28 protein-coding genes are annotated in these 26,413 nt (G+C 43.3%); 12 read left to right on the top strand and 16 right to left on the bottom strand.

All coding sequences use genetic code 11. The annotated features are described in order from the left end of the window. Nucleotides 1–7: 7 nt before the first annotated feature. The 3 genes from M3I01_RS07230 to M3I01_RS07220 form a co-directional block, all read right to left on the bottom strand. Nucleotides 8–223 (bottom strand): hypothetical protein, encoded by a 216-nt coding sequence (locus M3I01_RS07230; RefSeq protein ID WP_112137806.1) that lies wholly within the window; start codon nucleotides 221–223, stop codon nucleotides 8–10. A gap of 279 nt (nucleotides 224–502) precedes the next feature. Continuing rightward, nucleotides 503–1,891 carry an envelope stress sensor histidine kinase CpxA gene (cpxA, locus tag M3I01_RS07225; protein WP_255895128.1) on the bottom strand — a complete coding sequence of 463 codons (1,389 nt, stop codon included), beginning with the start codon at nucleotides 1,889–1,891 and terminating at the stop codon, nucleotides 503–505. Next, entirely contained in the window at nucleotides 1,891–2,577 is a 687-nt protein-coding gene (locus M3I01_RS07220; RefSeq protein WP_255895125.1) for a response regulator, read from the bottom strand. The genes cpxA and M3I01_RS07220 overlap by 1 nt, the downstream gene beginning before the upstream one ends. A gap of 199 nt (nucleotides 2,578–2,776) precedes the next feature. Here M3I01_RS07220 and M3I01_RS07215 point away from each other — a divergent pair, with 199 nt between their 5' ends. Further along, nucleotides 2,777–3,283, top strand: coding sequence for a CpxP family protein (locus M3I01_RS07215; protein ID WP_255895124.1), 507 nt, complete (start codon nucleotides 2,777–2,779; stop codon nucleotides 3,281–3,283). A gap of 84 nt (nucleotides 3,284–3,367) precedes the next feature. Here the strand turns inward: M3I01_RS07215 and M3I01_RS07210 are convergent, their stop codons facing one another. Further along, nucleotides 3,368–3,646, bottom strand: coding sequence for a hypothetical protein (locus tag M3I01_RS07210; protein ID WP_255895120.1), 279 nt, complete (start codon nucleotides 3,644–3,646; stop codon nucleotides 3,368–3,370). 234 nt (nucleotides 3,647–3,880) lie between these two features. Here M3I01_RS07210 and M3I01_RS07205 point away from each other — a divergent pair, with 234 nt between their 5' ends. Continuing rightward, entirely contained in the window at nucleotides 3,881–4,432 is a 552-nt protein-coding gene (locus M3I01_RS07205; protein WP_255895119.1) for a hypothetical protein, read from the top strand. Between the two features lie 100 nt (nucleotides 4,433–4,532). Here M3I01_RS07205 and M3I01_RS07200 read toward each other — a convergent pair whose 3' ends face one another. From M3I01_RS07200 to apbC, 12 genes are all read right to left on the bottom strand, one after another. Continuing rightward, nucleotides 4,533–5,531 carry a branched-chain amino acid aminotransferase gene (locus M3I01_RS07200; protein ID WP_255895117.1) on the bottom strand — a complete coding sequence of 333 codons (999 nt, stop codon included), beginning with the start codon at nucleotides 5,529–5,531 and terminating at the stop codon, nucleotides 4,533–4,535. Between the two features lie 273 nt (nucleotides 5,532–5,804). After that, nucleotides 5,805–6,686, bottom strand: coding sequence for a sensor domain-containing diguanylate cyclase (locus M3I01_RS07195; RefSeq protein WP_255895115.1), 882 nt, complete (start codon nucleotides 6,684–6,686; stop codon nucleotides 5,805–5,807). Nucleotides 6,687–6,819: 133 nt separating this feature from the next. Continuing rightward, the gene (locus tag M3I01_RS07190) at nucleotides 6,820–7,116 is read right to left on the bottom strand and encodes a DUF1294 domain-containing protein (RefSeq protein WP_255895114.1); all 297 of its coding nucleotides are present in this window, start codon (nucleotides 7,114–7,116) and stop codon (nucleotides 6,820–6,822) included. Nucleotides 7,117–7,384: 268 nt separating this feature from the next. Beyond that, nucleotides 7,385–7,963 carry a hypothetical protein gene (locus M3I01_RS07185; protein ID WP_275564994.1) on the bottom strand — a complete coding sequence of 193 codons (579 nt, stop codon included), beginning with the start codon at nucleotides 7,961–7,963 and terminating at the stop codon, nucleotides 7,385–7,387. A gap of 194 nt (nucleotides 7,964–8,157) precedes the next feature. Next, the gene (locus M3I01_RS07180; RefSeq protein ID WP_255895112.1) at nucleotides 8,158–8,853 is read right to left on the bottom strand and encodes an autoinducer binding domain-containing protein; all 696 of its coding nucleotides are present in this window, start codon (nucleotides 8,851–8,853) and stop codon (nucleotides 8,158–8,160) included. A gap of 268 nt (nucleotides 8,854–9,121) precedes the next feature. Beyond that, nucleotides 9,122–9,649 carry an NUDIX hydrolase gene (locus M3I01_RS07175; RefSeq protein ID WP_255895110.1) on the bottom strand — a complete coding sequence of 176 codons (528 nt, stop codon included), beginning with the start codon at nucleotides 9,647–9,649 and terminating at the stop codon, nucleotides 9,122–9,124. 458 nt (nucleotides 9,650–10,107) lie between these two features. Further along, nucleotides 10,108–10,251, bottom strand: a complete 144-nt coding sequence (locus tag M3I01_RS07170) for a hypothetical protein (RefSeq protein ID WP_255895108.1) — start codon at nucleotides 10,249–10,251, stop codon at nucleotides 10,108–10,110. A gap of 200 nt (nucleotides 10,252–10,451) precedes the next feature. Continuing rightward, nucleotides 10,452–11,174 (bottom strand): hypothetical protein, encoded by a 723-nt coding sequence (locus M3I01_RS07165; protein ID WP_255895107.1) that lies wholly within the window; start codon nucleotides 11,172–11,174, stop codon nucleotides 10,452–10,454. A gap of 101 nt (nucleotides 11,175–11,275) precedes the next feature. Continuing rightward, a complete protein-coding gene (locus M3I01_RS07160) occupies nucleotides 11,276–11,779 on the bottom strand; it encodes a GNAT family N-acetyltransferase (protein ID WP_255895105.1) in 504 nt (167 codons plus the stop codon). A gap of 117 nt (nucleotides 11,780–11,896) precedes the next feature. After that, nucleotides 11,897–12,208, bottom strand: coding sequence for an EthD family reductase (locus M3I01_RS07155; protein WP_255895103.1), 312 nt, complete (start codon nucleotides 12,206–12,208; stop codon nucleotides 11,897–11,899). 1,080 nt (nucleotides 12,209–13,288) lie between these two features. After that, nucleotides 13,289–13,873: a dCTP deaminase gene (gene dcd / locus M3I01_RS07150; RefSeq protein ID WP_255895102.1), complete on the bottom strand. Its 585-nt coding sequence runs from the start codon at nucleotides 13,871–13,873 to the stop codon at nucleotides 13,289–13,291. Nucleotides 13,874–13,882: 9 nt separating this feature from the next. Further along, a complete protein-coding gene (gene apbC, locus M3I01_RS07145; protein ID WP_255895101.1) occupies nucleotides 13,883–14,953 on the bottom strand; it encodes an iron-sulfur cluster carrier protein ApbC in 1,071 nt (356 codons plus the stop codon). A 223-nt stretch (nucleotides 14,954–15,176) separates the two neighbouring features. Here apbC and metG point away from each other — a divergent pair, with 223 nt between their 5' ends. The 10 genes from metG (at nucleotide 15,177) to M3I01_RS07095 (ending at nucleotide 26,408) form a co-directional block, all read left to right on the top strand. Beyond that, entirely contained in the window at nucleotides 15,177–17,243 is a 2,067-nt protein-coding gene (metG, locus tag M3I01_RS07140) for a methionine--tRNA ligase (protein ID WP_255895100.1), read from the top strand. A 284-nt stretch (nucleotides 17,244–17,527) separates the two neighbouring features. Further along, on the top strand, nucleotides 17,528–18,109 hold the full coding sequence (gene rsxA / locus M3I01_RS07135; protein ID WP_024022437.1) for an electron transport complex subunit RsxA: 582 nt from the start codon (nucleotides 17,528–17,530) through the stop codon (nucleotides 18,107–18,109). A gap of 8 nt (nucleotides 18,110–18,117) precedes the next feature. Continuing rightward, a complete protein-coding gene (gene rsxB, locus M3I01_RS07130) occupies nucleotides 18,118–18,714 on the top strand; it encodes an electron transport complex subunit RsxB (protein ID WP_255895098.1) in 597 nt (198 codons plus the stop codon). Then, a complete protein-coding gene (rsxC, locus tag M3I01_RS07125; RefSeq protein ID WP_255895096.1) occupies nucleotides 18,714–21,143 on the top strand; it encodes an electron transport complex subunit RsxC in 2,430 nt (809 codons plus the stop codon). Before rsxB ends, rsxC begins: the two co-directional genes overlap by 1 nt. Then, entirely contained in the window at nucleotides 21,144–22,202 is a 1,059-nt protein-coding gene (rsxD, locus tag M3I01_RS07120; RefSeq protein ID WP_255895095.1) for an electron transport complex subunit RsxD, read from the top strand. Then, the gene (gene rsxG / locus M3I01_RS07115; RefSeq protein WP_255895094.1) at nucleotides 22,202–22,819 is read left to right on the top strand and encodes an electron transport complex subunit RsxG; all 618 of its coding nucleotides are present in this window, start codon (nucleotides 22,202–22,204) and stop codon (nucleotides 22,817–22,819) included. Before rsxD ends, rsxG begins: the two co-directional genes overlap by 1 nt. 9 nt (nucleotides 22,820–22,828) lie before the next feature. After that, entirely contained in the window at nucleotides 22,829–23,593 is a 765-nt protein-coding gene (locus M3I01_RS07110; RefSeq protein ID WP_255895093.1) for an electron transport complex subunit E, read from the top strand. A gap of 96 nt (nucleotides 23,594–23,689) precedes the next feature. Continuing rightward, nucleotides 23,690–24,325, top strand: coding sequence for an endonuclease III (nth, locus tag M3I01_RS07105; RefSeq protein ID WP_255895092.1), 636 nt, complete (start codon nucleotides 23,690–23,692; stop codon nucleotides 24,323–24,325). A 235-nt stretch (nucleotides 24,326–24,560) separates the two neighbouring features. Beyond that, nucleotides 24,561–25,898: an aspartate aminotransferase family protein gene (locus M3I01_RS07100; RefSeq protein ID WP_255895091.1), complete on the top strand. Its 1,338-nt coding sequence runs from the start codon at nucleotides 24,561–24,563 to the stop codon at nucleotides 25,896–25,898. Between the two features lie 183 nt (nucleotides 25,899–26,081). Further along, the gene (locus M3I01_RS07095) at nucleotides 26,082–26,408 is read left to right on the top strand and encodes a hypothetical protein (RefSeq protein WP_255895090.1); all 327 of its coding nucleotides are present in this window, start codon (nucleotides 26,082–26,084) and stop codon (nucleotides 26,406–26,408) included. Nucleotides 26,409–26,413 lie beyond the last annotated feature (5 nt).

Raw genomic sequence — 26,413 nt, 5'->3', positions numbered from 1 at the left:
GTCATAACTACGCCATAGCGCGATATTTCAAAATCAAAGCAATGATTTCGTGGTCGCTAACCGTAGAGGAAAGAGACTCATTGATAGAACGTCTTTGTGGTAAACGTATATTAAACTTACTTTTTAATACACCAACAACTTGTGAGTCTGAATTAGGATCAAACGCCTGACTTGCAAAAGCGCAAATCCGTTGCAGTACGAACTCTTTAGCAGTATTAATCATATATCTCCTATGATTATTTGAGAAAAACGACAAAGTTCTCCCCTTTCTTGTTTCTAAGACGAGTCTAAATAGATAGACCTAGTACGCATTAGCAAACATATTATTCAAGTAAAGTATGGAAAAGACACGGTGAGCTGAGGTAAAAAACCTCAACATAACTCAGTACTTTTGGGATAATGCGATGAACTGAATTTATAATAAAAACAGTGAAGTTCTAATATGTGCTGAATTAATCACTTTGTCTACTAAAGTTTTTCTAAAAATTAAGAATTGTTCAGGTTATTCCTCGCTCAGCAAGGGTATTGTCACTTCCACCAACAATCCACCCAAGGCACTACGAGCCGCTCGAAGCGTTCCATTATGCTGGCGCACAGCATGCTCAGCTATCGCTAAACCCAACCCTGTACCGCCGCTGTGTCGATCACGGGCTGTAGAAACGCGGTAGAAAGGCCGAAATATAGAGTCCAATTCCTCCTCTGGCACACCATCGCCGTTGTCTTCGACACGAATACATAACGTATTTGAATAAGCCTCTAATACGACCTGTATCTGATCTTTTCCATAATGAATGGCATTACGAATAATATTTTCTAAAGCACTCATCAATAGCTGAGGATGACAGTTAAGCAACCGATCAGGCACCTCTGACACAAGCAATGTTTTGCCTACCTGTTCAGCTTCAAATTGACTGTCCGCCAACAGTGCCTCGCAAATGCTTGAAAGAGATTGAACCTCCCTATTCAAATGACTGTCCACTTGCATACTGGACAGTTCAAGTAACTTACCAATCATCTGCTCAAGCCGCTGGGCCTCAATATCAATTCGCGTTAGATCAGCACTTTCTCCCTGCTTTCTTTTCGCCAAAGCTTGAGCCATTCTTAAGCGAGTTAATGGCGAACGCAGTTCATGGGAAATATCCGATAAAAGGCGCTGCTGTCGAGAAATCATCAAATTAACGGCTTCCACCATTTGATTAAAGCTTTTTCCGGCTTGGCGAAACTCTGACGTGCCTTTCTCAAGCTCTGGGTCTATTTCAAACACACCTTGCGCGACGCGCTGAGCAGCCAACTCTAAACGACGAGCAGGCTGACTTAACGCCCAAGCTAACCAAAGCAATAAAGGGGTACTCACGAACATCACAGCCAACAACAATCGAAATGGATGATCAAACAATTGCAATAAAAAGGGCGGCGGTCGATCCCATTTTGTCATGATGTAAAGAAAATAATCTTGTTTAGCCAGACGAATGGGCACTGGACCAGATAACATAGCTTTGCCGTATAACCTCTGCTGAGGGTACAAAGAATCATCAATGCTCGTTACAAAATTGCGCAATGACTTCAAAATGAAATCATGCCGGTGATTTGAGGTCTGAATATTACCATCCAGATCGGTAATGTAGACTCGCAGTTTATTATCACCTGAGCCTCGACGCGACCTTTCATCTAAACGCTCTAAAACAGGACCAATATTATCAACGGATGAAAAAGCCTGTTCTACGTTGTCTCTGATTTGAAGCATTCGCTCATAATGAGCGGGTGAAATATCTTTGGTTTTACGAGGGTCAAGGTGTGGTAACGTCAATACCGCCATGATCACTAAAAACATGGTAAACCAAAAAATAGCAAAGATACGCCCATACAAACTGGTGATATTAGGTAAGCGCATCAGTCGCCTTCCACCAGCAAATAACCACGCCCACGTAAAGTTTTAATTCGAGGCTTGTCGTTGGGCCAATCTGGCAATTTTTTACGCAGATTAGACACGTGCATATCAACAGCTCGATCAAAAGCCGCTAACCGCTTACCTAACACATCAAGACTTAATACCTCCTTTGTTAATACACAACCAGGATGTAGTAAAAAATGATGCAGTAGCGCAAACTCTGTACTGGTCAAATCCAATAAATCACCATTGCAATAGGCTTCTAATCGCCCAGGATAAAGTTTGATATCCCGATAAGTAACAAAATCGTTTTGAGGGTTGGTTTTAGGGGCTTGTGTTCTACGCAAAATAGCACGAATTCTGGCCAACAGCTCACGTTCGCTAAAAGGTTTTGGCAAGTAGTCATCAGCACCCAGCTCAAGACCCACTACACGATCTATCTCCTCCCCTTTGGCTGTCAGCATTAAAACAGGCACGTCCCATTTTTCACGCAACTGCTTTAACGTCTCAAAGCCATTCAGTTTAGGCATCATCACATCAAGCAACACCAGATCCACACTGTCATCCATTGCTTCTAGACCCGCCAAGCCATCATACGCCGAAGAAACAACGCAATTTTCAAACGATAAAACTTCCTTGAGTAGATCGCTCAATTCGACATCATCATCGATTATTAAAATATGTGGCATCAACAATTCCTAAAAAGCAGTTTAGACAAACAGAACAATAGCTCTTATTTTACGTATAAATGAGAACAACAATGTGCCCTTTACGATACTTTACCTTGGCAATACGCCGCTTTACCTAACTATCTCTATTCTACTCATATGCGCTGAGAGCGCAGTGTTTATCAACATCCCCCCTTAAATAGTATAGAAGGAAAGTATTATGAAAATGTCAAAAAAACTGATTATAGCCTCCATAGCTTTACCGTTAGCATTGAGCGCAACAGGTGCCTTTGCTTTTGGTGGGAAACACCACCAAGACCGCCACGAAGAGTGTCGTCCAGGCCTAGACCGCGGCATGATGAAAGAGCTGAACCTAACAGACAGTCAAAAAGAACAATTTAAAACGCTTCGTCAAGCCAATAAAAAAGAAATGAAAGATCGATTCGAAGGCAAGCCTGAACGACATAATGAAATGAGAGAAGTACACGTTGAAAAACTAAACAATCTATTGCTTGCTGATAAGTTTGATCCAGCTAAAGCCACTGAAATTGCTCAAGAAAAATCCAATAAGCAAGTTGAGCGTCAAGTACAAATGCTTAGCAAACAACACAAAATGCTCAGTATTCTAACCCCTGAACAAAAAAAGCAGTTCGTCGAATTGCAAAAAGAACGTTTAGAAGAGTGTAGCGACGACATGCCACGCCATAAAGGAAAAGATCGAAAATAATCGCCGTTCGTATATGGCAACAATATGCTTAACAAAAGGTGACCATTGGCCACCTTTTTTCTTTGTCATCAAGTTTTGCAATCATCAGCTCCGTTTCCAAATTCTGGCAACGGCTCTGTCATTACCCAATAAACCGACTATTTCGCACACTAAACCAGTCAATAAAAACAACATAATGGGTATGATGCCGGCAAATTCACCTGTCATCATTGTCACCGTTAACGAAACAGACGCAATGACGAAACATAGCAACCCTAATACGATCAATATCGTTCTATGAGATGGCCTATAGTCGTATTCACCCTCACCAGACTCAAACATTCCCAATAGTGGCGAACAGAGTTTTCTCATTACCTCTTTCATAAATACCTTCTTCATTTGTTAGCTAAATCCCCCCGTATCTGATGTCGAAATCTATACAAACACTGGAACACCTTTTATATCATCAAGTTAAAAATAAATAAGGATTCCAATAAAAATAATTACCAAGTTTCATTAAACTTTAGACAATCCAAGCCGCTATCTTGAGAGAAAGAAGCAAATACTCAACAAGAAATTTGCTGACCATTTCCATTTATCGAATTAACGGAGAAGAAGATGAAAAACATTTTACTGGCTAGCTTAGCGGCAACGGCATGCGCTTTCTCGTTCAGCGCTCAAGCTGCAACATTTACCTATATCGACTATGGATTTGGGACAATAGACCCAGATAACTCAACCTCGTCTGACGATTTCTCATCGCTTTCTGGAGCCTTTGAATTACCAAACGGCGTGTTTGTTGCGGCTGAAGCGACGGAATACGGTAACCTTGATGTGACGGCTGTTGGCGCAGGCGTTTATACGCCAGTGGGAAGAGCGTCCAGCTTGTTCGGCGCATTGCAATTCATTCAAGCAGATTGGGGCAACAACAATGACGATGAAACAGGCTATCGATTTACGGCTGGCCTACGTAGTTCACTAGCGGATCGTTTAGAGTTTGAAGGAAAAATTAAATACGACGATGTTTATACAGAAACGGACAGCAGTTTTGCTGTAGCACTACGCTACTACGTGACAAAAAATTTCTCCATCGGCGCAAACTATGACATTGCAGAATTTAACGGTAATGATCAAAACGCTATGTTTGCTTCGCTAAGATTGGCACTTTAAACAATCAATAGCAGATAACATGGGTACTGTTGGTTGACAAAAAAAGAGCTGACGTTTTCAACGTCAGCTCTTTTTTACGTTATGTTCTATCCTGAAATGTTTAGCACACTTTTGTTAGCCAATTGTGCTTGTCTTCTGTTTTTCCCCACTGAATATCGTTCAATGCTTGACGTAGTTTTTGAGCAATTGGGCCAGGCTCGCCTGAGCCAACTTGGTATTCTTTATCGTTATGGATAAAAGTACCTACAGACGTTAATACAGCTGCAGTACCTGATAATACCGCCTCCACTGCTGGCTTAGCTGCACGCTCTAGTAACTCAGCTACCGTTAAGTCACGCTCAGTGACTGTCATTCCCAAATCAGTTGCAAGAGTCAAAATGGAAGAACGAGTCACACCGTGTAGGAAAGAAGTATCCAAACCTTTGGTGATAATTTCGTTGCCATCAATTAACAAGAAGTTTGCAGCACCCGTTTCTTGGACATCACCATTTGGACAGAACAAAATTTGATCCGCTTGAACCTCTGCTCTTGCCTTGGTAATTGGCCCCAACGCACTGGCGTAATTGCCACCACTTTTAACCATGCCCATATGAGGCGCGCACCGCATACCGGTTTCATCCAATAGAAGACGCAAAGCTTTTGCACCGCCAGTAAAATAATCTCCTACTGGAGACAACAACACATACAACATTGACGTAGCAGTTGGTGCGGCAGCTTTACCAACAGCCGCCTCTGTACCGATATGAGTCGGACGAATATACAAAGATCCTGGTGGTTCAGGCACCTCACTGGCAAATTCAGCAACAACATCGACAATCATTTTTGATACTTTTGCTTCATCAATTGTCGGTAGAGACAATAATCGGCTACTTTGAGCTAAGCGCTTAATATTTTGGTCCATACGAAACACATGCACACTGCCATCCGCATGACGAAACGCTTTCAAACCTTCAAAGCAAGTGCTTGAATAATGTAAGACATGAGCACCCGGATGCAATTGAATACTGTCCGATGCGACAACACTTGCGTCACTCCATTTATTATTTTCGAATGTTGCCAATGCCATCTTAGGCATAAACACGCTACCAAAAGCCGCCATTATTATTTCCTATATAGTTAAATGATCACAAGTAACACCAATTCTCAATACTGGTATTATCTGGACTCTAAATTTCGTTTATCGTCCAATCACCCAATAGTAAAACGGAAACCCGCTTGAAGAAAGTAAATCGTAAACCACAGATCAAACAGCCCGTATATTTGTAGTAATTTTCTTAATACACACTGAAAAAGAGAACAATAAAAAAGTGATGATACGAAAGAAGGTATTATCTTACTTAGCAAGAAGGGCTCAATAACTTAAGAGATGAAGTTACCGATGAGTTGCAAAAACAACCTTATCCCCGCCATGATGTTTAGCTTTGTACATAGCGTGATCGGCAGCCTGTACCAATTCCAATGACTCTTTACCATTTTCTGGATAGCACGCAATTCCAATACTAGAAGAGACTTGAAGTGAAGAACCATCAATCATAAAAGCGGTTGCCAATTCAGCGCAAATCTTTTCGGCAACAAGAGACACGCTTTCCGCCGTACTTGTCTTATTTAAGACCACTAAAAACTCATCGCCGCCCAAGCGCCCAACAGTATCTGATTTACGAATACAGGCAGTGAGCCGTTCAGCAATTTTCTGTAACAACTTGTCACCAACAGCATGACCATAGCGATCATTAATACCTTTAAAACCATCAATATCAATAAACAAAACAGAAAGGCCTTCTTTCTCACGCTCTACTAACGTTAACGCCGTCTGCAAGCGGTCTAGAAGTAAGGTGCGGTTTGGCAAGTGAGTCAAATCATCATGGCCTGCCGCATAAAGTAACAATTCTTCCATACGCTTACGTTCGGTAATGTCATGGGCAACCGCAATTCTCACTTGATGCGCTTCCGACCAACGTGCAGACCAAAGTACATTAACGACCTCGCCATTCTTTCGCACCCAGCGATTTTCAAAACGAGGCTGTATTTGACCCGCAATAATAGTCGTCACTGTGTCCAACGTTTTTTGCGTATCGTCTGCATACACAAAATTCAACATCTGCTTACCAATCACTTCACTTGGCTCATAGCCAAACATGGTTTCAAACGCCGCGCTTACAAAGACAAAATATCCAAGTCGATCCACGACACAAACCGCATCTAACATCAGCTCCATGACATCAGCTAGATCTATCGCTAGCTCATTGTTTTTCATAAAATTGTGTACCTAAGAATTCAGTGCTGTTCATCTATTGTAGAAGAGAACTCAGCCGAGTGCCGTCGAATAAGAGGTAAATATCGGTTTAGTTAAGGTGGTACTTTCATGGACATTACGCCAGATAACGAGATTAACCAACATGAAAATGATTAAAAAAATAAGCAGCGCCTCCCCACAAGATGATATTTAGTAATACAGTCAGCCAAAATATAACGCGAAAACGCCGTTTTTTCGTCTTATGGCGAAACATTTTTTGGCCAAGCATTGCACCCGGCCAACCACCAAATAACGACAAAAAATGCAACGTCGATTCTCTAATTCTCTGCTTACCACGCTTGGCTGCGGACTTATCCAGCCCATAGAGACAGAAGCTGATTAGACTTAGTAAGCCACAAAAAGCGAGTAAAGCAAGATAATTCATCGGCATAAAAAAGGTTCTTTTGCTAAAAAAAACGATATTAATACGCCTCTTAGCAGCTAACCTCAAGTTGAAATACAGACAGCGTTCATTTAAAGGCCTTATATTCTCAGGCTTTATTCTGCCCTTCTCTTCAGAAAATAGTTTGGGGGAATTTTAACCTGACTCTAAAGCGCCATAAAATCGTGCAATCTTCCACTTATAAAAAGTGTATTGAGCTGCCTTCTTCAAACATATTGCTTTCATAGGTCGTGTCGCACTGGTCCATTTATTCCTTTTAAAATGCATACCCTAGGAAAAACCAAACATTGTCTAGAGTTTTTAATTCATTAACGGTGGCAGAGCCAAGCTGCTTTTCATCCACTTTATCTACCAAAAATCGAATGGGATAGGAGAATCTCAAGTACAACCCTTCTACATCAAGGAAGTTGCTGTCAGTGTAACCTAGCCCTGCACCCAGAGTGATCGATTTATTCTCACTCATCTCATTAAGGTTCTTGTGATAATAGTCAAATTCATACTCCCCAGCATTTAGGCTTACAAAGAAGTTCCCATCAAATAGATAGCGATCATAACTGATTTCCCAGCCTTCAAACGACCCAGTAACCCCAGACCCAGTCACAGCCGAAGCCTCGTCGCTTTTAAGATGACGCTCTTTTAAATTGACGTCCATTCGGACGAGTCTCACTTGATTAACGGAATCAAAGTTGTAGCCAACTTCTCCAGCAAATTCATCAAACTCATTAAGACCCATTTCTACTAATTCATATCCTACGAATGGGCCGGGATTAGGCCTTTTTAGGTTTGAGCACGCGGTCGTTGAAAGCAGTATAAATACCATCAAATAAAACTTCATGAAGAACCCTTCGTTCTAAAAAAATGGAACACAAAAGCGGATAATGACTGAGTAATACACTTTGCATAGACGCTTTATATATTGTGTTTTGAGTACACTAAAATAAACAAAAAATGCGCATGCGACTAGCTGGTAAATTTGACAGGATAAGAATATTCGAGAAAGACTTGGATCTGCAATCCAATGAAAGTGCGTTATATAAGGCTGAGTGAAATAGCTTTAACCGTCGCCGCCACGCGATTATTAACGTCCAGCTTGGTCATTACATTATTTAAATGAAAGTTCACTGTACGCTCTGATATACCTAATATTACAGAAATTTCATTAGATGTTTTGCCATCCGACGTCCATCGCATTACATCGATTTCCCGATTGGTTAAATGCACCTCTGTATCTATGACTGAAGCAGTACTAATGAGTTTTTCTAGCGCGTCGTTAAACACCTGCGTGAACCACATTAAGGTAGGTGTATGGGTATGGATTTCAGTTTGAGACATAGGTTCACCTGGCCGAGACAATGACATCATGGACGTTCCTGCCATATTACGAGTCGCCTGACACCATCCAAAATTCAATTCAAAGGCCGCCATGTCTTCTCGCAAATCAGGGATAGATTGAAAGTTCCCTTCTGCTGTCCAAATGAGTGGCGCGGTGGATGTTTTTACATGCAGTACCACAGGGTCATATTTGAAATACTCCTGACCCAGATAAATGTTTTGCCACGCCTTGGGGTAAGTACTGCGTATGGTCAACTTCGGTTCTGCAAAAGGCGTATGCGGACGATGAATATAAGATACATAGTCAAAGCCCAATACTTTAGCAAATTGCTCAGCCGCCTCAACAACCTCCTCTATAGATTGAGCAGATTGAATAGCGTCAATATATTCCATTGGATAAGCCGTTAACATTACTTATATAAGCTCGACAGAAACATAATAATCTCTATACATCACATAAAACACCTTAAATATATTGAGGTAAAATAGATTTAAAACCTTGTTCAAAGCATAGTTTAAAACTATTCAACCTTCATTAAAAGCGACTCAAAACTTAACCCCTGAAAGGTATTTTAAGACCATGGTGTGAGACACTGGTTACGGTGTTTTTACCATGTAATACTACCCTGACCCAAATTTCCCGCTGCCCCCACGCATTCCTTCATTCCGATACAGTCAATAACTCATCCCTGATCAAGCACAACAAAAAAGTTTCTCGTTCAATCGACATCCCTTTTTTATCACTGTGTCTAATAGTACCTAGATTATGCTTAATTGCATCATGGACGTTTATCCACACGGCTTTCATACCGTTTTTGACTTCATAATCTTCAAGGCTCGTCTCACCTAACTCGTCATCAATTTCACAGGTAAAGCAGTAAGACTTCATCTGCATGATATCGAAACCATCCCTATTCCAAGGCCGAAACTCTTCATACAAACCGAACGCCTCGACATTGCAAATATTCCGCGCGCCTGTCTCTTCTGTTAACTCACGAATCAAACCTTCAACCTGATTCTCACCTTCGTCAATCCCACCGCCCGGTAAGGTGTAATCGTCGTAACGCTGGGTATACAACATCAAAATGTCCTCGCCTTTTACGATAATCCCACGGGCCGCAAGACGTAAAAAAGAAGATTGATCGAGGGAATTTAAACTTGGATGGATAGAGGACTTTAACAAACGCATAAATTGGGAGCACTTTGTGTGGTTGGGTTAGTTTTCTTTGGTCTGCAAGTATATCTGTTACTTCTCAACGATTCCTAGTTTGCAATCTTGGCTCCGCCCTGCTGGGCGGGTAACTTTTGCCTGTCATTTAATTCAGAAAAGTGCAAAAGTAACCAAAAGGTCTATTTATCGTGCTATCGCCCACACGTCTCATTCACTTTGTTTAATATCACGCCTAGCAACACGACTTTTATCGTAAGGCATAGATTGGTTCTGCTGTTAGAGATCCTTTCCGTTAATGACCCTGAAACGCCATAAGGTCGCACAATCGGGATTGCATCGAAGGGACTTTTAACGCTACGTTAAACGAAAACAATTGTGAACGGAGTAAAGCAGCCTACTATTTTTTGTCCGTTTGAACGCCTTGTTATATTGCGATTACACCTAACGATAGAGTAATTACATCAGAATCAACTTGATTAAAAATCTTGATTTAAAACATCTAATTCTTTTAACTTTTTTTCAAGCTTATCTATTTTACTCATTGAGATCGTAGCAAAGACAAAAGCAGGAACGCCCATTGACATACCAATAATCCCAAACACAAATCCTAAATCATCCATAATGTAATTCCCTATATAATAATGAATATGACGATGATAAAAACTACTAAACTTAACTAGTAATATAACGTTTGCAGCAGGGGCGCGACGCTAGGAGCGTCCCTTTCCTGCACATGTTAAGGTGGGCCTTGGAGGAGCCGAACCTCCCTCGCACTTGGCAGCTTTCCATCTGTTTGCAGTCTCCCCGAGACATATCGGCCCTAAATTCTTAATGCTGAGTATCTTGCCCTTTCTCTAGCTTTGTGGCGTTGTAACTGAATATGGGATATAGCCTTCGAATATTTTTTGTGTTTCTTACTTCCGGTTCTTAGGTCTTTTATTTTCTCCAGGAGATTGGCTTCAGCGTTCTCAAGCAAAATATGAATTGACTCATAACGTTTAATTTTTCCTAGTAACCTAACAATTCTATCGTAGATATGAACAGAAGTTGGGTTATCATCTGCTGCTAGCAATAAAATTTCTATCGCATCCTCTGCACTTACATCCTTTGTCAATTCTGACAGAATCCCTACTTTTTGCGAACCGTGGAATCTAGTTTTAGCTGCCAGTTTATAAGGTGTTGATTTTGAGGTTTTTTTTGGTAGGTGCTCAGAGCACAAGACTTTATGATGAATGACTCCATTCTTATCATTAACTACAAGCTCATTACTGCTTGGAAGAAAATGATATAAACCCTTTTTTAGACTCTCATATATTGGTGTAAATCGAATAATTCCCCAGCCTCCGATACCTACAGCTAGGATTGGAAATGCTTTTATCAACTTTCTTCTATGACTGTCTACTTTGTTACGAGCTTTTTGTACATCCCTTGAGTCCCACGCTCTCTTAAGTGCTTTCCAATTTAAGATCGCAGTAATCATCATTGCGGCTAATGCTATGGCCACTGAAATAAGCTGTGTAAATGTATTGAGAAAGTCGTACATTTGTAACCTTAACGCCACATTAAGCGGCTAATAACAATTTGGCTAAAATAAGTGAGGCACGAACGGAAAGCCAACTGTTTTCATTCCGTTTAAACGGCTTGTTAGGCAGATTTTGGAAATTGATATATATCCCTTGATAAACCATCTGGAAATTCTTTCCTATTTACTTTATTACCACCCAGCTTTTCTACCAAAGAACGTGCAGCAATATTGTCATCATTCATATAGGTTTCAACAGAACTCCATTTAAACTTATTGTAAGCATGAAATATTGCAGCCTTTGACGCTTCTGTAGCCACACCTTTACCACGACCTTCTGGCATAACCCACCAAGTAAGCTCTTTTGGCCAATCTTTACCTTTCCAAAAGCCGCAAGTCCCAATAAGATTATCGTCAGATTTTTGCTGTATTATCCAAACGCCATAACCTAATAGGTACCAAGAACCAATATCTGCTTTTAATCTAGTCCAAACTTGTTCAATGCCTATGGGCCCTCCATACATTTCCGACGCATTAGCATCGGTATAAAATGCTTTATAGAGTTCATAGCAATCAAGATTTGGTGGTATTAATCTGAATTGCGGCGTATCAAGGGTGGGTATCATATTGTTTCTGCCTAACGCCACATTAAGCGGCTAAATATAGTTGGTTATAATTTTGAACGGAGTGAAAAAACCAACTGTATTTTGTCCGTTTGAATGCCTTGTTAGCAAGATGAACCACTAAGCTTTAATTTCACTTATTTGTATTTGAGGCTGAGCATTTGTGTAATTGGGAATATCTGACATGATTTTTTCTGCATGAGGACCGAATGCTTTCTGAAAACTATCCACTGAATCAAATACCATATGCCCTATGGCTATAAAAGGAGCCATTTCACCAGGAGTTCCTCCTGCTATACCAGAGTCAATATTACCTCCTTTTATGACGTCGCCAAGAAGTCCTTCAACCATTGGCATATGAGTATTGCAATAATATTCAATGTCAAAATTCGTATCTGACGAGTTTGGGTACATTACACTTACTTTAATCATTATTTTCCACCTAAAGTTGAAATTACATGAATATTACTTAATCTTGCTAACAGTTTAATAGTGCGCATGCGCGTTTAGACATTTCGTAAAGCCTCTAAATATCATCATAAAGCCATGAATAATAAAAACTTTATTAAGCTATTAACAAAAACTAAAACTGGAAAAACAAGCATGCGCGTTATTTCATTTATCCACAGCTCGTTATTTCATCTGAGATATTCTTATCCATTGACACTAAAGGATTTTTTAATTTTTCACCAGTACAAAACACGCACAACTCGTTTATTTAAAATGGTTAAACGCGCAAAAATGCGATTATTACAAAAATAAACTGTATATCCACCCATAAATTGCACTTTAGCCTTCACACTAAAAGCCGTCAGTTCGACGCAATCCCGATTGCGCGACCTTATGGAGTTTCAGGGTCATTGTTTGACGAGCTATCTCTGACTAAATAAACAATCTATGCCTTACGATAAAAGGAGCGTAGGAAACAATCATGCTCTTATGAAGAAAAGGAGGCATTAAAGATCTTAAAGCGAATTTTTGGTTACTTTTTGGGCGCTAGCAAAAAGTTACCCGCTCAGCAGAGCGGAAAAAAGATTGGGAATACAAAGCGTTTGAATGGAACCTAAATTCCGCGTCGGGCTAAAGCCGCGACCTACCATACGTTGAAATTCTGAAGTGTTCAGTTCGACGCAATCCCGATTGCGCGACCTTATGGAGTTTCAGAGTCGTTGTTTGACGATTCATCTCTCACCAAATGAACAATCCATGCCTTACGATAAAAGTCGTCTAGCTAAACCGATATTAAACAGATTAAATGAGACGTTTGGGCGATAGCCCGATAAAGAGACCTTTTGGTTACTTTTGTGGATCTGGACAAAAGTTACCCGCTCAGCAGAGCGGAATAAAGGTTGGGAATACAAAACGTTTAAATGGAACCTAAATTCCGCGTCGGGCTAAAGCAACGATCTACCATAGACCAAAAGAGCTTGATTCCCGCCTTCGCGGGAATGACATGTAGATGCTTCGTGGGAATGACGTTCCTCAAAGCTGATTTGAGTTTGCAATTAAAAACTAATTCTCGCCAGAGATCCGGCTACCTACCGCTGTGGTTTGGTTTTTGTATTTCGCGTTGGCGCGTTTGTTATAAGGACGATCTGCGGAACCTGACATGGTTTCGAAGTTAATCGCGCCGATGGTCATTCCGGGGCTTAAGGCAATGGGTAGTTTGCCGCCGTTGAGGAATTCCAATACGATGCCGCCGCTCCAACCTGGGTCAATTCGATGTGCGGTCACGTGAACCATTAACCCAAGGCGCGCTAAGGACGAACGGCCGTCGAGCCATCCGACAAGGTTGTCAGGTAAGGTGACGGATTCTTTCGTTACGCCAAGCACCAATTCACCCGGATGAATAAAGAATGGCTTGCCATCATCAACAAGGATTTCTTCGCTCATGACGGATTCAATGACTTTGCTTAAATCCGCTTTCGAGCTGCTTAAATCAAGATACGGCGCTGGGTGACCTTGAAAGACGCGAAACGAATTCCCTAATCGCAAGTCAACAGACACTCCGCTGATCACACTATTATCAGGGCGAGGCTCGATCACGATGGAACCCTCGTCTAGGGCTTTTATAATATCTCGGTCACACAAACGCATTGTTTTTCCTTAGTCGTCACTCATGCCAATGGTCGGCATAGTGAATTGATCGTTTTGATTGGAGGCAAGGGTAGCACCAAGCTTGCGCGCAATCGACTGATAAATAACAGCGGTGTCACTTTCTGGCGCGCTCACTACAATGGGTTTACCTGCATCACTTTTCTCGCGGATCGCTAAGCTTAATGGCAGTTTACCTAATACGTTGACGTTGTATTCTTTGGCAAGGCTGGCGCCGCCTTCGTCGCCGAAAATCGCTTCATGATGGCCGCAGTTAGAACAAATGTGCGTCGACATGTTTTCGACCACACCCAACACGGGGATCTTCACTTTATTAAACATTTCAATGCCGCGACGCGCATCCAGCAAAGCAATGTCTTGTGGTGTGGTAACAATAACCGAACCCGCTACCGGCACTTTTTGCGCCAAGGTAAGCTGTATATCACCTGTACCCGGTGGCATGTCTATGAACAAATAATCCAAATCATCCCAATCGGTTTGCGTCAAAATTTGCATCAGGGCGCCTGTTACCATAGGGCCACGCCAAGCAACGGGCGTGTCTTTGGTAGTGAGAAAGGCCATCGACATCACTTGAACACCATAGGCCATTGGGGGGGTGAAAAATTTGTCTTCGCGAACCTGAGGGCGAGTGCCTTCGGCAAAGCCCATCATCATGCCTTGGCTTGGCCCATAAATGTCAGCGTCGAGTATCCCCACGCGAGCCCCCTCTTTTGCCATGGCCAAAGCAAGGTTGACGGTGGTGGTCGATTTGCCCACTCCGCCTTTACCAGAGGCAACCGCGATGATGTTCTTCACGCCTTTTAATCCCGCAATATTGCCTTGTGTCGCGTGGCTTTCAATCTTGTGTTCTATGTCTAGCACCACGTCTCGGCTTTCATTTAATTGGCTTTTAATACGGGCTTCAAGAGACGCTTGCTCTTTATGAGCGGGGTAACCCAAGCTCAATGTAATGTGCAGACGCTTTTCGTCACTGATTAGAGTCCAAACAGCACCATAAGGTTGACCGCAGTTATCATCGATCAGCGTTTCTAATGTTGCCTGTAGTTGGGCGTCAGTTTGCATTCGGTGCTCCTAATGAGGCCGTGATAAAAATAATTTTATATTATGTGCCAAGTGTGGGGGCAAATTGCGGAAAAGCAAGTCTAACCCTTGCACACTTGTGCTTGGTTCTTATAATTACGCACTCTACATACTATCTGTGTTTTAGGCTTTTTAATTGTTCGTCATCCGTCCCTAATTCTTGGTAGAATATCCGACCTTTTTTAATCCAGCAGGCTTATCAAAAATGGCACAAACGCAACGCAAAATTTTAGTCACCAGCGCCCTTCCTTATGCTAATGGTTCTATCCATTTAGGGCACATGCTGGAACACATCCAAACAGATATCTGGGTGCGTTTTCAAAAAATGCGCGGTCATCTTTGTACAGCAGTTTGTGCGGACGATGCCCATGGCACCGCCATTATGATTAAAGCCGCTCAACTCGGCATCACCTCAGAAGCATTAATTGAAGACGTTCGCCAAGAACACATGGCTGACTTTAACGATTTCTTGATTGGTTACGACAACTACCATACAACGCATTCTGACGAAAACCGTGAAATTTCAAGCCATATTTATAAACAGTTACGTGATAACGGCAAAATTGCTGTTCGTTCTATCGTGCAAGCATACGACCCAGAAAAAGAAATGTTCCTCGCGGATCGTTTCATTAAGGGAACGTGCCCTAAGTGCAAAGCGGAAGACCAATACGGCGACAATTGTGAAGTGTGTTCTGCGACTTACACGCCAATGGAAATGATCAATCCGGTTTCTGTGTATTCTGGAGCAACGCCTGTTGAAAAAGAATCGGAACACTATTTTTTCAAGCTTCCAGACTTCCAAGATTTCCTAACAACATGGACTCGCAGTGGCACCTTGCAAGAGCAAGTCGCTAACAAACTATCCGAATGGCTTGATTCAGGCTTAAAAGAATGGGATATCAGCCGCGATGCGCCTTACTTTGGTTTTGAAATCCCAGACGCGCCGGGTAAGTATTTCTATGTTTGGCTAGACGCACCAATTGGTTACATGGCGAGCTTCCAGAATTTATGTGATCGCACCGAAGGTTTGAATTTTGACGATTACTGGGCGAAAGATTCTGACGCAGAGCTTTATCACTTTATCGGCAAAGACATCATTAACTTCCATGCCTTGTTCTGGCCTGCGATGCTGGACTGTGCTGGCTACCGCACTCCGACTAAGGTTAATGCGCACGGCTATGTTACGGTAGACAATAAAAAAATGTCCAAGTCTCGCGGTACCTTTATTAAAGCCCGTACTTACTTGAACCACTTAGATCCACAATATCTACGCTACTACTTCGCGGCAAAACTGAATGCAAGTATTGACGACATTGATTTGAATTTACAAGACTTCATCCAACGCGTGAATTCAGACGTCGTTGGTAAAGTGGTCAACATCGCCAGCCGAACAGCCAGTTTCATTGGCAAAAAGTTCGATGGCCAATTAGCAAGCGAGATCAGCGAACCTGAGATGATCCAGTCTTTTATCGATGCAGGCGAAACGATTGCTCAGCATTATGAAAGCCGTGAATACGGTAAAGCCATTCGTGAGATAATGCGCCTTGCCGATGTAGCCAATACTTACATTGCCGATCAAGCTCCTTGGGTCTTGGCAAAAGACGAAGCAACGCTGCCGAAGGTTCAAGAAGTGTGTACCGTCGCCTTGAACTTGTTCAGTATCTTAGCGACTTATCTGAAACCTGTGATGCCAAACATGATCGCCGACGCCGAAGCCTTCCTTGGTAAAGAACTAACATGGGACAACCGCAGCGAATTACTATTTGGTAATAAAGTCAATGCGTTTAAACCCTTGATGGGTCGTATTGATCAGAAGCAAATTGATGCCATGATCGAAGAAGGCAAAGCAGAAGCCTTGATAGAAGCCGCGGCAAAAGAAGCCGCAGAGCCTTCAGATCAAGCCGCATCGCAAGAAGCAACAGAGCTGAGCAAAGAACCGATTGAAGCAGAAATTAATTTCGATGACTTTGCTAAAGTGGATTTGCGTATCGCGCTAATCACCAAAGCAGAGCACGTTGAAAAAGCCAATAAGTTGCTAAAATTGACGCTCGATATCGGTGGTGAAACTCGCACCGTCTTCTCGGGTATTAAGTCTGCTTACAAGCCAGAAGATTTAGAAGGCAAATACACCGTCATGGTGGCCAACCTTGCACCACGTAAAATGAAGTTTGGTCTGTCAGAAGGTATGGTATTGGCCGCAGGCCCTGGCGGTGAAGACATTTATCTTCTAGAGCCTCATCGTGGTGCTAAGCCTGGCCAACGCGTTATGTAAAAGCGTTTGCGTCATGTAAGTAACATGACCATTGTGGCAACAATAGTAACGCTCACCTTAGTAAATGAGAAAGAATATTAATAAGGTGAGCGTTAGCATTTTTAGACAAACATAAACCAAACTTATATAAGCATAACTTATTACCTATATACTAAATCAGACTAAATACACTAGAATTTTAGTCTTGTTAGTTATAAGCAGATTGGTATAGTTACGCTCGAAGATACTTTTTATCAAAAGCACCTAAAATCAACAAATTCACTACACACTTTTTTGGACGTGAGATGACTGAATATCTCCTGATACTGGTCAGTACCATTCTGGTTAATAACTTTGTATTGGTACAGTTTTTGGGCCTTTGCCCTTTTATGGGTGTGTCTGGGAAACTGGAAACCTCCATTGGCATGGCCATGGCGACAACCTTTGTTTTGACCTTATCGAGCCTGTGTAGTTACCTGACTTACACCTATATACTTCAGCCGTTTGGCCTTGAGTATTTGCAAACCATTTCCTTTATTTTGGTAATTGCTGTCGTTGTGCAGTTTACTGAAATGGTCGTCCGTAAAACCAGCCCGCTTCTTTATCGTGTACTCGGTATTTTTTTACCGCTTATCACCACTAACTGCGCGGTGTTAGGTGTGGCATTACAAAACATCAGTAAGCAAAACGGCTTTGTAGAATCCATTCTTTACGGCTTTGGCGCGGCGGTGGGGTTTTCTTTCGTTCTGATTCTATTTTCTGCCATGCGCGAACGCATTAACGTCGCTGACGTACCAACGGTATTTAAAGGTTCTGCAATCGGTATGATTACCGCAGGACTTATGGCTCTGGCCTTCATGGGCTTTACCGCCCTAGTGCAGATTTAGGAGCCGATATGCTAACCGTTTTACTCGCTATTGGAATCTTGGTGCTGTTGTCGCTTGTTTTCGGCGCTATTCTTGGCTACGCCAATGTGCGCTTCCATGTGGAAGGCGACCCGATAATTGACCAAATTGACGCGATCCTCCCACAAACTCAATGTGGTCAATGTGGCCATCCAGGTTGTCGCCCATATGCAGAAGCCATCTCCAATGGTGAAGCCATCAACCATTGCCCTCCCGGTGGACAAGCAACGATTCAAGCGTTAGCGGATTTACTCGATGTAGAAGCCATTCCATTAGACGGTGACCACGGCATAGAAAGCGCAAAACGTGTCGCCGTGATTCGCGAAGACGAATGCATAGGTTGCACAAAATGTATTCAGGCCTGCCCTGTTGACGCTATTTTAGGCGCGGCAAAACAAATGCACACCGTGATTGCCGATGAATGCACAGGATGCGACCTTTGTGTTGAACCTTGCCCAGTAGATTGTATCGACATGGTAGAAGTTGGCGTGACAGCGAAAACGTGGACGTGGAACAAACCGCAAGGCATCGCGGAAACCTCGTTGAACATTATTGCCACCGACCGCTCAGCGGAGGTTGTTCACTAATGCAAACGGCGAACATTTTTTCTTTTCACGGCGGCATTCATCCTGCTGAAAATAAAGCGCAATCATTGCAGCTACCATTGGGCCGACCTAGCTTACCAAGCGAGCTTATATTGCCGCTTGGACAACATATAGGACAAAGTTCTCGTCCTCTTGTGGCCATTGGCGACCACGTATTAAAAGGCCAGACCATCGCCATCAACAATGGTTTTTTGAGCAGTTTTTTACACGCGCCAACGTCAGGCACCATCACGGCCATTGAAGAACGACTTATTGCACACCCTTCTGGATTAAGTGACCTTTGCATCATTTTGTCACCCGATGGAAAAGAAGAATGGACGGCACTTGAACCATTGACCCAGTGGCAAACAAACAGCAAAACCGACGTATTAACGTACTTAGCAAAAATGGGCATTGTCGGCATGGGTGGCGCAGGTTTCCCGACGCAGGTAAAGCTGCAAGGCGCTCACAAGAATCCACTGACGCATTTCATTATCAATGCGGCTGAGTGTGAGCCTTATATTACCGCGGACGATATGTTGATTCGTGAGAAAACCCTAGAATTAATTTTAGGCATCGAAATACTTCAACACCTAGTAGAAGCGGATCAGGTCATCATTGGCATTGAAGACAATAAACCCACTGCAATTTCGGCTTTGAAATCATTACTTGAAGAGCGTAACAGCGACATCCAATTAGCAGTGGTACCGACTAAATACCCTTCCGGCGGTGAAAAGCAGCTTATTCAATTGCTCACGGGCGAAGAAGTTCCAAGCGGCCAATATCCAGCCGACATTGGCGTGCTTTGTCAAAACGTCGGGACTTGTGTCGCGGTTCACGATTCAATTTACCTTGGTAAGCCACTAATTTCACGTTTCACCACCTTGACGGGTGATGCACTAAAAGCACCGCAAAACGTTGAAGTGTTGTTGGGAACACCCGTTGCGCATTTACTGGATTACGCCGAATCAAAACAAGACAAACTACACAGATTGGTTATAGGTGGCCCAATGATGGGCTACACGCTAGATTCTGCTGCGGTTCCTATTGTTAAAACCAGTAACTGTATTTTGGCGGCGACCAAAAAAGAACTTCCCACACCGGCACCAGAACAAGCTTGCATTCGCTGCGGCATGTGCGAACAGGCCTGCCCTGCTAGTTTATTGCCTCAGCAGTTACTTTGGTTCAGCAAAAGCCAAGAACACGAAAAAGCCGAGCATCACAACCTGTTCGATTGCATCGAATGCGGTGCCTGTTCTTATGTTTGCCCAAGCAGTATTCCTTTGGTGCAATATTACCGCCACTCAAAAAGCAGCATTCGCGAAGCCCGTGAGTCCAACGTGAAAGCCGACCTAGCGAAGCAGCGCTTTGAAGCACGTAAAGCACGTCAGGACGCCGAAGCCGCTGAGAAAGAAGCGAAACGTCTTGCTCGTCAAAAAGCAGCACCAAGTAAACCCGCTGGTGATAAAAAAGCCGCTCCAACGAAAGTTGTACCCGCTACTGCGCCAATCAGCGATGATACGAAAAAGCTGAAAGTGGACGTAGCGATTGGCAAATCCAAGCTTAAAAAACTGCAAAAGCAATTGCTTGAAGCGCAAGAGAGCGAACACCTTGAAGAAGTAAATACGCTACAACTGCAATTGACAGAGCAAGAAAGGACCATTGCTTCGTTAGAAGAACAATTGGCAAAAACCGCAGCGCCTATTGCCGCGCCAGCAACCACTACGGAAAAAACACCGCTTAGCGACGAATTGAAAAAAGCGAAAATTGATGCAGCCATGGCCAAAGCCGCGGTGAAAAAAGTCGAGAAGGCGCTCAAAAAAGCAGAAGAGATCAACGCACCAGAGATAGACGCAATACGCCAGCAACTAAAAGACACGCAGCAACGTGCCGATGAGCTGGAAAAAGCTTTAGCCAATCCTGCAAGCGCCGCAACTCAAGCGGAAAAAGCTACGCCACCTTCCGGTTCAAACGTGGACGCCGATGCGGCCAAAAAACGTAAAATTGATCTCGCCATTGCCAAAGCGGGCATCAAAAAAGCCGAAAAGAACATTGCCCTATTAAAAGAACAAGGCAAAGATGAGACAGAGATCAACGCGTCAGAATGGCCTCAAAAACTGATCGTGGCGCAAGAAAAACTCACCAAACTTGAGTCAGAAAATATTCCATCTGATGCTGACAAGGATGACTCGAACGCCGAGCAACAAATCACGCAAATTTCGACTGCTGAATCGGATTTAGCCGTAAAGGTCAAAAAGCAAAAAATCGCAGCGGCATTGGCAAAAGCGCAAATTAATAAATTAACCAAACGCTTGGAAAACACGCCTGAAGACGCGGACAGTATCCAACAAGAAATAGCAGCAACGCGCCAAAAACAACACGACGCCGAAGCCTTGTTAGCGCAACTCACCCATTCGCAAGAGAATCGTTAGATGGCATTATTGAGGATTACTTCCCCCCACACTCAACGTGGAGGACATCGCACATCTTGGGTGATGCAGATGGTTATTTTAGCGACCATTCCTGGCATTGTCGTACAATCTTGGCTATTTGGCTGGGGCACACCAATTAACCTAATGATTGCGTGCATCACCGCATTATTGAGTGAAGCGGCGATTTTGGCCATTCGCCGTCGCGCTGTGGGCTTTTTCTTAAAAGATTACAGCGCGCTATTAACCGCTGTGCTACTAGGAGTCGCGTTGCCGCCAAGTGTACCTTGGTGGGTAACAGTAACCGCGGTTAGTTTCGCCATCATCTTTGCCAAGCAATTATACGGTGGTTTGGGAAATAACCCATTCAACCCAGCTATGGTTGGCTATGCCATTGTGCTTGTGTCTTTTCCCGCCCCCATGAGCCAATGGCTCGGCGCACAAGATATTGTCGCTTCGGGCAATACACTGTCTTTCTTACAAAGCTTACACGCTATTTTCAATCACCTTCCAACGATCGACGCCTATACCATGGCGACCCCGTTAGACGGCTTTAAACACAAAGATTTATTAGACAGCCAAACCGCATTTAGTACCGTTCCAGCATTGCAAGCGGCCAGTATAAATAGTTGGTTATGGGTAAACCTTGCCTACTTATTCGGTGGTTTGGCTTTGCTTTGGTTGCGTATTATTACTTGGCACACTCCGGTGGCACTGCTCAGCGCACTGTTTATTATGGCTGGCGTCTTTCATATATTTGACCTAAGTAATACAGCAACACCTCTGTTCCATCTCACCACAGGTGCGGCCATGTTTGGGGCTTTCTTTATTGCCACAGATCCCGTGTCTTCTTGCACAAGTAACCGTGGCAAGCTGATATATGGTGCCGGTATTGGTATTTTGATTTACATTATTCGCTCTTGGGGTGGTTATCCTGACGGCGTGGCTTTTGGTGTTTTGCTAATGAATTTTGCCGCTCCTCTGATTGATTACTACACTCAACCCAGAACTTACGGCCATAAAAAAGCCAAAACGGGACTTAAAATAGGGGAAGATAACTAATGGAATTATTTGCCTCCATTCGCCGTAACAGTCTTGGCTTGGGCATTTTTGCTGTCTTAACCGCTGGCCTAATTGCGATAACCCACCAGCTAACGGATCACACCATTAAAGACAATATTTTGAGTGCTCAAATCTCGGCATTCAATGAAATACTGCCTGCAAATTTATACGATAATGATTTAACCAAAGACATTGCCTTACTACCTGTCGATCCTCTATTGGGCAGCCAAGAAAGCATCAAAATACACATTGCTCGAAAAAACGGTGACGTGACGGGAATCATTTTCGAGACCATTGCACCGCGCGGTTACAATGGTAATTTAAACATGCTGGTCGCCATTGATAAAAACGGCGTTGTCACCGGAAGCCGAGTGATAAGCCACAAAGAAACGCCAGGGTTGGGTGATAAAGTCGACCTTAAAAAATCTAAGTGGATTTTAAGCTTTGCAAACAAGTCTTTGGCCAATCCGCCATTAAAAAGCTGGAGTGTGAAAAAAGACGGCGGTAGTTTTGACCAATTTACAGGCGCAACCATCACGCCCCGAGCCGTCGTTCGCGCGGTGAAGAACACACTAATTTATTTTGAACAAAACAAAGATGCGCTGTTAGCGCGTTAGGATAATTCAATGAAAACAAGCGCCGAAATTGCCACAGATGAATCTGTTCCCGAGAGTAAACCTAGCGCCAATTACGCGGAAATCATCTATAACGGCATCTGGAAAAACAACCCCGCATTGGTTCAACTACTTGGTTTGTGTCCTATGCTCGCCGTTACTAGCACCGTGGTTAACGCGCTAGGATTGGGGCTTGCGACACTCGTCGTATTGGTCGGCTCAAACATTGCCGTTTCTTTGATCAGAAACTATGTGGCGGATGCGGTGCGACTGCCTGCTTTTGTGATGATTATCGCGTCTTTCACCACGTGTATAGAACTCATCATGCAAGCTTATACTTATGAGCTTTATCAAATTCTAGGTATCTTCATCCCTCTCATCGTTACCAACTGTGCGATTCTAGGACGCGCTGACGCCTTTGCTAGCCGCAACCCTGTGTTACCTTCGGCATTAGACGGCTTTATGATGGGGCTAGGCTTCATGGTGATCCTAGTGACATTGGGTGCTATGCGCGAGCTGATCGGCCAAGGAACATTGTTCTCAGACATGCAATTGCTCTTTGGCGATATGGCGATTCATTGGAAATGGGTCGTGTTCGAAAATTATCCAAACGTACTGTTTGCCGTTTTACCGCCCGGCGCTTTCATTGGTTTAGGGTTGCTTATCGCAGGGAAAAACTACCTTGATGAGCGAGAAAAGAAACGCATAGCTTTACAAAAAGCGCAAGATGGCCCTAGTGAATCAAAACGGGTTCGGGTAACAGGACAAGTGAGCTAATTTTTTGATACGCTAAAAACAACAACCCCACCCTCCCCCTGCTAAGGGGGAGGTTGGGAGGGGGCATTAATCTAAAATAAATAAAGGCAAATTAAGGTGAATAAAGAGAAGCGCTACGAGATTTTTTCTCGCCTAAGAGCGGAAAACCCAAACCCCGTAACCGAGTTAGAATACAACTCGCCTTTTCAACTATTGATTGCCGTTTTGCTTTCCGCACAAGCCACCGATGTGAGCGTCAACAAAGCCACCCGTAAACTCTTCCCAATAGCCGACACGCCAGAAAAAATGCTCGATTTGGGCGTCGATGGCCTGAAAAGCTATATCAAAACCATTGGCTTATTTAACGCCAAAGCCGAAAATGCGATTAAAACCTGTAAGATACTCATTGAAAAACATAACAGCATTGTGCCAGAAACCCGTGAAGAGCTTGAAGCACTTCCTGGTGTGGGCCGTAAAACCGCCAACGTTGTTTTAAACACTGCGTTCAGACAAGTTGCTATGGCGGTGGATACGCATATTTTTCGCTTTGGTAATCGCACTAAAGTCGCGCCCGGTAAAAACGTCTTAGAAGTGGAAATGAAGCTGCTAAAATTCGTGCCAAAAGAGTTCTTATTAGACGCTCATCACTGGATGATTTTGCATGGTCGCTATATTTGTGTGGCACGCAAACCCAAGTGTAACGCCTGCGTTATAGAAGATTTGTGTGAGTTTAAAGACAAGACATCAGACTAGTACGACTGACGCCCAATTAATTAGCCCTCTTTAGTTAAGTCTCTTTAGTTAAGTCTCTTTAGTTAAGTCTCTTTAGTTAAGTCTCTTTAGTTAAGTCTCTTTAGTTAAGTCTCTTTAGTTAAGTCTCTTTAGTTAAGTAAAAGCTAATCTAAAATTAAATAACATCAAATTTATTAAACCTTTCTAGCTCGGCATTCTTCTCCTATTGTTTTCACTTTATTTTTGAGAGGATGCCATGAGCCATATTGCTAAATCCAACTTAACCCAAGCTCAACTTGATGCACACTGGATGGCCTATACAGGCAATCGTCAATTCAAAAAAGATCCTCGTATTATTACGTCCGCTGCTGGCCATTACTATACGGATCTTGACGGTCGCAAAATTTTCGACGGTTTATCTGGCTTATGGACTTGTGGGCTTGGACACAGCGTTCCCGCTATCAACGAAGCGGTTGCTGAGCAAGTTAAAACGCTCGACTACTCCCCTGCCTTTCAATTTGGGCATGAAAAATCGTTTTTGCTGGCCGAGCAAATCACTCAATTTATGCCAGCGGGACTCAACCGAGTCTTTTTTACTGGTTCGGGTTCCGAGTCGGTCGACACCGCACTAAAAGTGGCCCGCGCATACTGGCGTAAAAAAGGCATGGGCACCAAAACGAAATTTATTGGCCGTGCCAAAGGCTATCATGGTGCCAGTGTCTCTGGTTTCAGTGTCGGTGGTATTCCAGCGAACCGCACCTTATATGGACAAGGCTTAGAGTCTTATCATTTACCGCACACTCAAGTACCTGGTACCGAGTTTACTAAAGGTATGGCGGAACAAGGTAAAGAACGCGCTGAGGACCTTATCAGCCTTATTACGATGCACGATGCATCAAACATTGCTGCAGTGATTGTCGAGCCTATGTCTGGTTCTGCGGGCGTTATTGTGCCGCCACAAGGCTATCTACAGCGCTTGCGTGAAATCTGTGACCAACACAACATTCTGTTGATCTTTGATGAAGTTATTACGGCATTTGGTCGTATGGGCGCGAAAACTGGCTCAGAAGCCTTTGGGGTCACACCAGACGCGATTGTCATGGCAAAGCAGGTTACGAATGGTGTTATTCCTATGGGCGCGGTTGCGTTCAAACAGGAGATTTACGACACCTTTATGGACACTGGTGGCCAAGACTACATGCTAGAAATTCCTCATGGCTACACATATTCCGCGCATCCTATTGCCTGCGCTGCTGGGTTGGCGTCATTAGGGGAAATTAAAAGACAAGGATTGGTCGAGCGAGTGAGCAATATGAGTGCTGCCTGGGAAAACAGCGTTCATCAGCTAAAAAGCGCAAGCTCGATGATTACCGATATTCGCAATTACGGTTTGGCGGCCGGCATCACGATTGCTCCTATAGGAAATGAACCAGCAAAACGCCCTTTCCAGATTGCCATGGCCATGTGGGACAAAGGTTATTACGTTCGTTATGGTGCCGATACCATTCAGTTAGCGCCTCCATTTACCACAGAACAATCTGAAATAGACAGTGTCATCAATGCGTTAGGCGAAACCATAAGACAACAAAGCTAAACTATTTTAGCCGACTGCTATCAATCTCCCTTTAATCAAGATGTTGTAAATAAGCGAACAACAACATCTTGATTCATATCAAATGCTTCTAGCTACCACTACCCTGTGCTCTTACTCTATAATGGCTGTACTAGAAGAATCAGAAAAAACCTTGGATCTTCACCCAGAAAAGGATAGAAATCAGTGTCTATTTCACATTCCCCTTATGTTCGCTGTTTTTGGACAGGTTCGCTGTTTTTGACCAATGGCACCGTCATGCCAATACATTGCACACACATATCCACTAAAATGATAGAAGTAGAAGCGCCTGAAGGTTTACAGGGATCAAAAATGGTAAAATTGGAACTGAAGGCCATTCACGAAGGGAAGACGGCAACGCTTAAAGTATTGTGTGACCCTCAGCTTGATGTTTTTAATGAGCATAATAAACATTATATTAAGCTCATTTATCATACGATTTCTGATAAAGACTTAACCTTCATTAGGGAGTATGCCGATTATCACTCCTAGCTCAT

Source organism: Marinomonas maritima (assembly GCF_024435075.2).
Classification (GTDB): domain Bacteria; phylum Pseudomonadota; class Gammaproteobacteria; order Pseudomonadales; family Marinomonadaceae; genus Marinomonas; species Marinomonas maritima.
Note: the sequence above shows the minus strand (reverse complement) of the source record. Positions and strands in the feature narration are given on the sequence as shown.